The organism is Novosphingobium jiangmenense, assembly GCF_015694345.1.
GTDB lineage: Bacteria > Pseudomonadota > Alphaproteobacteria > Sphingomonadales > Sphingomonadaceae > Novosphingobium > Novosphingobium jiangmenense.
The window spans coordinates 1-7,563 of the sequence record NZ_JADQDC010000025.1; the positions used below are offsets into that span (position 1 = coordinate 1).

10 protein-coding genes are annotated in these 7,563 nt (G+C 62.9%); 5 read left to right on the top strand and 5 right to left on the bottom strand.

Annotated features, from left to right (window positions below):
* Window positions 1-240: 240 nt before the first annotated feature.
* Complete coding sequence (locus I2488_RS19300; protein ID WP_196277423.1) at window positions 241-486, top strand: hypothetical protein; 246 nt, start codon at window positions 241-243, stop codon at window positions 484-486.
* On the opposite strand, the gene I2488_RS19305 is transcribed toward I2488_RS19300, so the two are convergent.
* On the bottom strand, window positions 468-1,331 hold the full coding sequence (locus I2488_RS19305; protein WP_214652475.1) for a DNA adenine methylase: 864 nt from the start codon (window positions 1,329-1,331) through the stop codon (window positions 468-470). The genes I2488_RS19300 and I2488_RS19305 overlap by 19 nt on opposite strands.
* Before the next feature lie 400 nt (window positions 1,332-1,731).
* On the opposite strand from I2488_RS19305, the gene I2488_RS19310 reads away from it, so the two are divergent.
* A complete protein-coding gene (locus tag I2488_RS19310; protein WP_214652476.1) occupies window positions 1,732-2,289 on the top strand; it encodes a hypothetical protein in 558 nt (185 codons plus the stop codon).
* A gap of 21 nt (window positions 2,290-2,310) precedes the next feature.
* Here the strand turns inward: I2488_RS19310 and I2488_RS19315 are convergent, their stop codons facing one another.
* From I2488_RS19315 to I2488_RS19330, 4 genes are all read right to left on the bottom strand, one after another.
* Complete coding sequence (locus I2488_RS19315) at window positions 2,311-2,805, bottom strand: winged helix DNA-binding protein (RefSeq protein WP_196277425.1); 495 nt, start codon at window positions 2,803-2,805, stop codon at window positions 2,311-2,313.
* Window positions 2,806-2,876: 71 nt separating this feature from the next.
* Entirely contained in the window at window positions 2,877-3,323 is a 447-nt protein-coding gene (locus I2488_RS19320) for a hypothetical protein (protein ID WP_196277426.1), read from the bottom strand.
* 36 nt (window positions 3,324-3,359) lie between these two features.
* Window positions 3,360-3,755: a hypothetical protein gene (locus tag I2488_RS19325; protein WP_246465775.1), complete on the bottom strand. Its 396-nt coding sequence runs from the start codon at window positions 3,753-3,755 to the stop codon at window positions 3,360-3,362.
* A gap of 124 nt (window positions 3,756-3,879) precedes the next feature.
* Window positions 3,880-4,419 (bottom strand): helix-turn-helix domain-containing protein, encoded by a 540-nt coding sequence (locus I2488_RS19330; RefSeq protein WP_196277427.1) that lies wholly within the window; start codon window positions 4,417-4,419, stop codon window positions 3,880-3,882.
* Between the two features lie 248 nt (window positions 4,420-4,667).
* On the opposite strand from I2488_RS19330, the gene I2488_RS19335 reads away from it, so the two are divergent.
* The 3 genes from I2488_RS19335 to I2488_RS19345 all read left to right on the top strand — a co-directional run bounded on the left by I2488_RS19335 (window position 4,668) and on the right by I2488_RS19345 (window position 7,417).
* A complete protein-coding gene (locus I2488_RS19335) occupies window positions 4,668-6,302 on the top strand; it encodes a sensor histidine kinase (RefSeq protein WP_196277428.1) in 1,635 nt (544 codons plus the stop codon).
* Window positions 6,299-6,925, top strand: coding sequence for a response regulator (locus I2488_RS19340; protein WP_196277429.1), 627 nt, complete (start codon window positions 6,299-6,301; stop codon window positions 6,923-6,925). Before I2488_RS19335 ends, I2488_RS19340 begins: the two co-directional genes overlap by 4 nt.
* A gap of 189 nt (window positions 6,926-7,114) precedes the next feature.
* Entirely contained in the window at window positions 7,115-7,417 is a 303-nt protein-coding gene (locus I2488_RS19345) for a GIY-YIG nuclease family protein (RefSeq protein WP_196277430.1), read from the top strand.
* Window positions 7,418-7,563: the final 146 nt, after the last annotated feature.

The window sequence follows — 7,563 nt, forward strand, 5'->3', positions numbered from 1 at the left end:
CGCAAGCAGAAGCTCGTTCTTCTCAGCTTCGCTCAGCACATGAAGCGGGGGTGGGGCCATCCCAAGGGTGAATCAAACTCCGAGTCACCGCGCAACCATTTTCTGCCAACCTCGTGAGCAGTTACGACGGCAGAGGAGGTACCCCCACCCTCCGCCTTCTATTTTGGACAAACTGCAAGCGGACGAAATTGGCCAGGTAAGCCAGTATCAGCACATGCTAAGGTTTTTCAAAGCGCGTACATGCAGGACCTCATGACTAGCAATCATCTGCATTTTACGATCATACCGTTTCGCGTGGTCAATGAATTGGTTTGGAACCATGAAAACTTAATGCACGGTGCTATATTAGATCGTTTAAGACTCCCCTTGCAAGCATGGCAGGGCACACAGTTAGCAAGCACTGGCGTACCAATTGATAGCGCAGATCGGGTAGATGAGATTGTCGAATGGCTCGCTGAATTTATTGATTACGCAATGGCTGCATAATCATTAATCAAGACCTCTTGCTCCTTGCGCTTTTTTTGCAAGCTATAATTTACCGCTAAATCCGTGATTGGTCGATCTTTGTAGAGATCACGAATAAGTGGGTGATCATCATACGTTAGCACCCAATGCGGTAAGACATCATCCTGCAAAATATCGCTAAGCGCGATATGCTTCGACTCGCTCATTGCATTTAGATAAAGTCGGCCACCAGCTGTCACATATGGAGGATCAACAAAAAATAGGGTTTGTTGGATCGGAATGCGGCTTACTGATCGAGTAAGAAAGGTGAGCGCATCTTCGCGTGTCAATCGTATCCTATCGCTGACTGAACCTAACCAACGGACACGCTCCGCGAGTGCCTCACGGTTAAATCTGGCGTCTACTTTCCACGCGCCGCGCTGATCGTAACCTCCGATAGGTCCTGCCCCAGCGACAATGCCAGACCGACTGGTACGGTTGAGAAAGAACGTCGCAAAGCCCAATTCAAAACTGTATTCGGAGGCACTGTCTACGATGTGCCGAGATGCATGCCAATTATCGAGGTCAACCTTTGTTTCCTCAATTGCAGCCGCGAATCTCTCTGTCTCTTCTAAAATAGCTCGCCACGCAGCGTAAACTTTCAAGTCAGCATCGTTAAGGTGTATCATCTCAACCGCATCCAGTTTCAACAGGATCACGGCAGAACCTGCCCCACCGCAAAATGGTTCAGCGTAATAGCGGTTGCCATCGGGGAGCGCTTCGACACGTCCCAAAAGGTATTTGTAAAGGAAGGCTTTACCACCCGGATATCTGAAGGGCGAAATTGAACGCATGTTCAGAGATGGATCTGGCACCACGTTACTCATCACACCCTCACACGTTGGCTCCTAGCCATCACTGACCAATCTGAGCCGCCCAATTAGCGGAATGCGCAGAATCTTCAACCATAGCGATAGGTGGCGATTGCGGAGTTACCCCAAATCCCGGGAGCGCGAGGGCGATGGCCATCGTGTTTTTCCTTTCCTCCTGACCCTTCCAAGTTTTCGCTTTCCTACATTTAACCGTATGGGTTAGTTGTGAGGGATGGATGAGATTGGGCGGGATCAGTTTGGGGAGGTGCTGAACGGCGCGTGCCCCTCCACCACCCCGGATCAGGTCCGGGGTGGTCCCCCTCCCCGTGTCGGGGAGGAACGGCGTCGGACTTCCCGGGTTCGGCGGGTGGATGTGGTGGAGGAGTCGGTGCTCGACTTTGCGCCGTTTGTGCATGTGGCGCCTCGGCGGAATTCCATCACGCCGGAGAAGCAGCGGCGGTTCATTGCTACGCTGGCGGCTACGGGGATCGTGTCTCAGGCGGCGCTAAGCATCGGGGCTTCGGTGGAGGCGTTGTACAAGTTGCGGCATCGGGCGGGCGCGGAGGACTTTGCGCGGGCGTGGGATGCGGCGGTGGAGCGGGGGTATTCGCGGCTGGAGGATTGCGCGCTGGAGCGGGCGATTGCGGGGGAGGAACGGCCGGTGGTCTCGCGCGGGAAGGTCGTCGCCACGTGGACGCATCACAATACCGGGCTGCTGATGTTCCTGCTGCGCGCGCGGCGGCCGGAGAAGTATGGCGCGGTTCGGGTGAACGACCTGCGCGAGGGGCATCCGGTCTATGACGCGCTGAAGAAGCGCTGGGAAGCGGAGCGCGCGGCGGCGGATGCGGCCGGTGCCGACGGGGCGCGGGCTTCGCTGCGGGCGAAGCTGCTGGGGATGCGCGAGATCATGTTGCGGGAGGGGGTGCCGGCCCTGCCCGCGGCTGAGGACGGTGGTTCGACAGGCTCGGGGTGAGCCTGTCGAAGCGGTGGCGCTTCAGGCCTTGCGGGGGCGGAACTCGTCGGCGAGTTCGACCATGCGCTCGCACAGGGCGCGGAGCGCGCCGTCCATCGCGGCGAGGCCCGAGGGAGTGAGGCGGACGAAGGTGCGCCGCCCGTCCTTGCCATCATCCTCGCGCTCGACCATGCCGCGCGCCTCGAGGATGCGCAGCCAGCGCAAGGCCGTGGTCGGCGGGACGTGCGCGCCGATGCAGGCGCTGGTGGTGGGGACGCGGCGGCTCTCGCGCGCGGCGACATAGAGATCGAGCAGGATGTCCCAGGTCGGCTCGCCGAAGAGATCGGCCGGGAGGTACTTGTGGCGGCGGCGGCGGGCGGCGTAGATCTCGCGCGCGGCGGTGGTGTGGCGGGCGATCGTCGCGGCGTCGGGCTGGGGCCAGAAGGCGGCGGGATCGGCAAGGCGGACATAGGCGCGGCGGCCGATGCCGCGTTCGCGGCGGGCGGCGGCGGCATTGCGCATGGAACGGACGGTCATGGCGGTAGCTCCCGCATTCAGGGGATTGCATGGGACCGGCTTGTGGGCCGGGTCGGTCAGGTCAGGTTGAGCTAGGCGAGACGCCAGGCGTGGTAGCGGCCGATCTGCCCCTCGCGGCGCAAGTGGGCGCTGGTTCCGGCAAGGAGCGCGGCCGACTGGATGTAGATCGGCAGCTGGGTCATCGCGAAGTAGCCGTAGCGGACCAGCGACAGGTCGATCAGCTTGGCCATGTGGGCGAGCACCACGATGACTTGCGCCGAACAGGCCCACAGCGGCCAGCCGCGATTGGCGCGCAGGGCTACCCAGGTCAGGCCGAGGAGCGCCCAGCTATCGATCACGAGGTGTCCGGGATCGACCAGGAACAGGGCCGGCACTCCGAACACCGCGTGGTTGAGCCCGTCGAGCACGCCGGTGGCGACGAGGATGACCGCGACCAGCCGCTCCGGCTCTTCGCCCTTGCGCAGGGCGTAGAGCAGGATGGCAAGGACAGCGCCGCGGCTGAGCCAGATCAGCGCCATCGTCGCGCGGCTCCGGGCAAGCGCAGGGAGACGGCCTCAGGCGACATCGGCGAGCGCCTCGGCGCGGACGACGTCTCCGGTGGAGCCGGCGGGCGGGCATTCATCGATGATGGTGCCGGTCTCGCGGCCGACCTCGAGCAGCTTGCCGTGGACGCGGGCGAGTTCACCGCTGGCATCGAGCACGGCCTTCTGGCTGGCGGCGAGGCGGAGCAGCGCTTCCTGGCCGGTGAACGGGCCGACGGCGGTCTCGCGGCGGGCGCGGACCATGGTGGCGAGCAGGTTGGCCTGGCGGATCAGCGCCTCGTCGAGCGCGGCCTCGGCATCGTGCAGGTCCCGCGTGATGCGCAGGCTGTGGACGGTGGCTGTGGCGTCTGCCTTGGCGGCGGCGCGGGCGAACCGGTTCATGGCAATGGTATTGTCGGTAGCTTGCATCTTAACACCCCATCCTGCCGCCTTCCGGCGACAGACCCTTGATCAAGGGCAGGCAGCGCCCCCGCGCCGGCTGCCCGGTTCATGGAAGGAGATGTCTTGGCGGAACCCGAGACGCGCGCCCCGATCAGGTATCGAGCATGGAAGAAAGCTGCACGAACATGCTCAGCCCTCCCAGCACGATCAGGATCAGGAACACCGTTATGCCGCTGATATAGCCCAGCCGCAGAAGGGTACCGTTCGGACCGTTGAACACCTCCGGGAGGACGTGGTGGAAAGCCGGTTCTTCCGCCTCGGCCAGACCCTCGATCCCTGGTGCATCGCGCACCGGAAGCCTGAACGTTGCGGGAGACGGCTCGACATCGGCGTCTTCCCGGGGTCGGCTTTCGACCGGAAGCGGCGGAAATCCTATGTGGGAATCTTCATATACGGGTTGTTCGTATGTCTCGATCAGACGCCGATAGGCCTGCGCCACTTCGCCCCGCGTGGCGACGCCGAGCTTGGCGCGGGCGAGCATGATGCGCTGATCGACAGTGTGCGGCGAGATGCCGAGCCGCCGCGAGATTTCCTTGGACGTCTGGTGCTGGATCAGCAGATCGAGAACCTCCCGCTGCTTGGCCGTCAATTCGGCCAGCGGGTTATCGAACACTTCCCCTGTTATGATCATTTCAAACTCGAGCCCCAGGTCCTCTGCGTCGACCCGCAAAAAGGTAAACGCGCACTATATGCACAATGACGCAAAACCGCCGATTTTCCAATCTGTCTTTGTTTAACAGTGCACATTGACTGGCGGAAAGGTTAAGCCAGACTTAATTTGTTGCAGTTTCATCCGAGTAGGGGACACAAGCTATTCAGAAGCACAATCCCGTGCGAAAAAGTGCCGGGGACCGAATCAGGGTCGGCGGGAAACAGAGCATGGGCAGGCGCAACACGGGCAGGGTCGTGGCAACGGGGCGTGCCGTGCTTGCCCTGGCATTTCTGCTGGCGCTTTGGCTCGATCCCAACGTCCCGGTGCGGGGCGCGGTCTATGGCTACAGCCTGCTGACGATCTACACGCTGTGGACGGCTGGCCTCATGATCGTGGCATGGCAGAGCTGGTGGTACGACTATCGCCTCGCGCCGCTGGCCCAAGGCGTCGACATCGCGATGTTCCTCGTCGCGGTCTACTTCACCGAAAGCCGCTTCACCGAATTCCAGAGTCCGTTCCTCGCATTCGCGGCATTCCTGCTGGTCGCGGCGATGGTCCGCTGGAACTGGCGCGCCACGGCAGTGACAGCAGTGGTCCTGCTCGTCGCGAACCTGTCGTTCGGCCTCACGCTCTACCACTTCGGCGTGGACCTCGACCTGTTCCGCTTCGTGCGCCGCACGATCTACATGATCCTCCTGTCCTCGATGCTGATCTGGCTGAGCATGTCGCGCGGCAGCGGCCGCACGATCACGCTGACCGAGCCCGCCGGCATCCCGGGCGAGCGCCGCGACCTGGTGTTCGACACCGTGCTGACGCTGGTGGCGCGATCACTCGGCGCCAAGCACGTGGCCTTCGCCTTCGCCAGCAGCGAGGAGCCGTGGATCGACCTGCGCCGCCTGGACGGAGGGGACAGCGCCCGACAGCGCCTTGCCCCGGAAGAGTTCGCCGAGGAACTGCTCAGCCCGCGGCCTGCCACGCTGTTCGACCTGACAAGGGAGCGGCAGCTGATGGCGATCGACGGAGACACGCTGATCGCGCAACGCTCCGGAAAGGTGGAGTCGCGTTTCGCCAATTCGCTCGGCGCCGATCGTGGCATCATGGTCTCGGTCCAGAGCGTGACCGGCTCCGGCCATCTGGTGGCATGGGAGGCTGACGCGCTGAGCTTTGACGACATCGGCCTGCTGACGGCGATCGGTGACGAGTTCGGCCGCGCGCTCGACCGCGAGGAAATGGCGCGGCTGGCCCGCAACGCTGCCGAGACCGGTGTTCGCCACGCCGTGGCGCGCGACCTGCATGACAGCGTGGCCCAGTTCCTGGCCGGAACGCTGTTCCGCCTGGAGGCGCTGCGCCGCTGGATCCGCGAAGGCAACGACCCCGAGGGCGAGATCGATTCGATCAAGAACGCATTGCGGCGCGAACAAGGCCAGTTGCGCCTTCTGATCGAGCGCCTGCGCCGCGGACAGGAAAGCGACCGCAGCACCGACATTGCCGACGAACTGCGCGATCTCCTGGCCGAGGCTGGCGCACATTGGCACATCCAGACCGAACTGATCCTGCCCGACAGGGTCCTGCCGATGTCCGTCCAGCTTTCGCACGAGATCCGCCAGCTGGTGCGCGAGGCGATTGCCAATGCGGCTCGGCACGGCAAGTGCCAGAAAGTGCTGGTCCGCATCACCGACGAGCAGGGGCACATCCGCCTGAGCATTGCCGACGATGGCATCGGCTTTCCGGCGATTGACCATGGCGCCCGGCCAAGATCGATCAGCGAGCGCGTCGAAGCGCTTGGTGGCCGTTTCGAACTTCACAGCAGCGACGGCGGAACCCGTCTTGAAATCGCCTTACGATCCGGAGAACACGCATGATCCCAGTGCTGGTGGCAGATGACCACGGCTTCATTCGCGCAGGCGTCGAAGCCGTCTTGCGCGGCACCCGCTTTTCGGTCTGCGCGGCGACGGCCAGCGGCGAGGAGACGCTCGACGCGATCAAGACCCATGATCCGGCCATCGTCCTGCTCGACATCAACATGCCCGGCATGAACGGCGTGCAGGCGCTGGAAACCCTGCGCGAGCGTGGCGACAAGCGCCCGGTGGTGCTGCTGACCGCTGAGATCAACGACCGCCAGCTGCTTTCGGTAATGCGCGCCGGGGTCGAGGGCATCGTTTCGAAGGACGGCGCCGAGGACGGGCTGGTCGAAGTGCTGGAAAAGGTCCATGCCGGGCAGAAGGCAATCGAGCCGACCTTCCTGCAGCGCGCGATCGACCTTTCGCTGCGCCCCGATGCGCAAGGACCGCTGGCCAAGCTCAACCCGCGCGAACGCAAGATTGCCGGGCTGGTCGCCAAGGGCCTGCGCAACCGCGACATCGGCGCGGAACTGGGCATCGGCGAAGGCACGGTGAAGGTCTACCTGCACACGATGTACCAGAAGCTGGGCATCGACAACCGCACCGAACTGGCGCTGCTGGCGGTGAACGAGCAGGATAGCTGAGGGGGCTTTGCTGGCCTTGAAGTGAAGCGGGACCCCGGGGCAGGCCCGGGGTGACGGCTGGTCTTGGGGTTGGTGCCGAGGTGCTGGGATGACGGGATGTGGGTGGGGAGGCTCAAATCGCTTCCAAACCAGCAGCATTTCCGTCACCCCGGGCTTGACCCGGGGTCCCGCTTTCATTCTCCTCGCGCCATGGACAGAGAAAGGATCGGCGGCTGGGTCTATATCATGGCCGACCGTTACCGAGGCGCCATGTATGTCGGCGTGACGTCGCATATCGCAGCACGCATCCACCAGCACCGTAACGATGTGGGGTCGGACTTCTGCGCGCGGTATGGCTTGAAGCGGCTGGTCTGGGCTGAGCGTGGCGAGCGGATCGAAGATTGCATCACGCATGAGAAGCGCCTGAAGCGCTGGCGCAGGGAGTTCAAGTTCGACCTGATCGAGCGTGGCAATCCCGATTGGCTGGATCTCTACGACAGGATTGTCGGATAGCTTGCCGCTGGAAAGCGGGACCCCCCTGAGTTCACAAACGAAGTGCAACACCTCAGACAGGTGTTGCCATGTCGAGATACACCCAGCTTTCGCTTGAGGAGCGATGCTCGATTGCCCGGCTTCGCGAAGCCGGGCAATCGATCCGG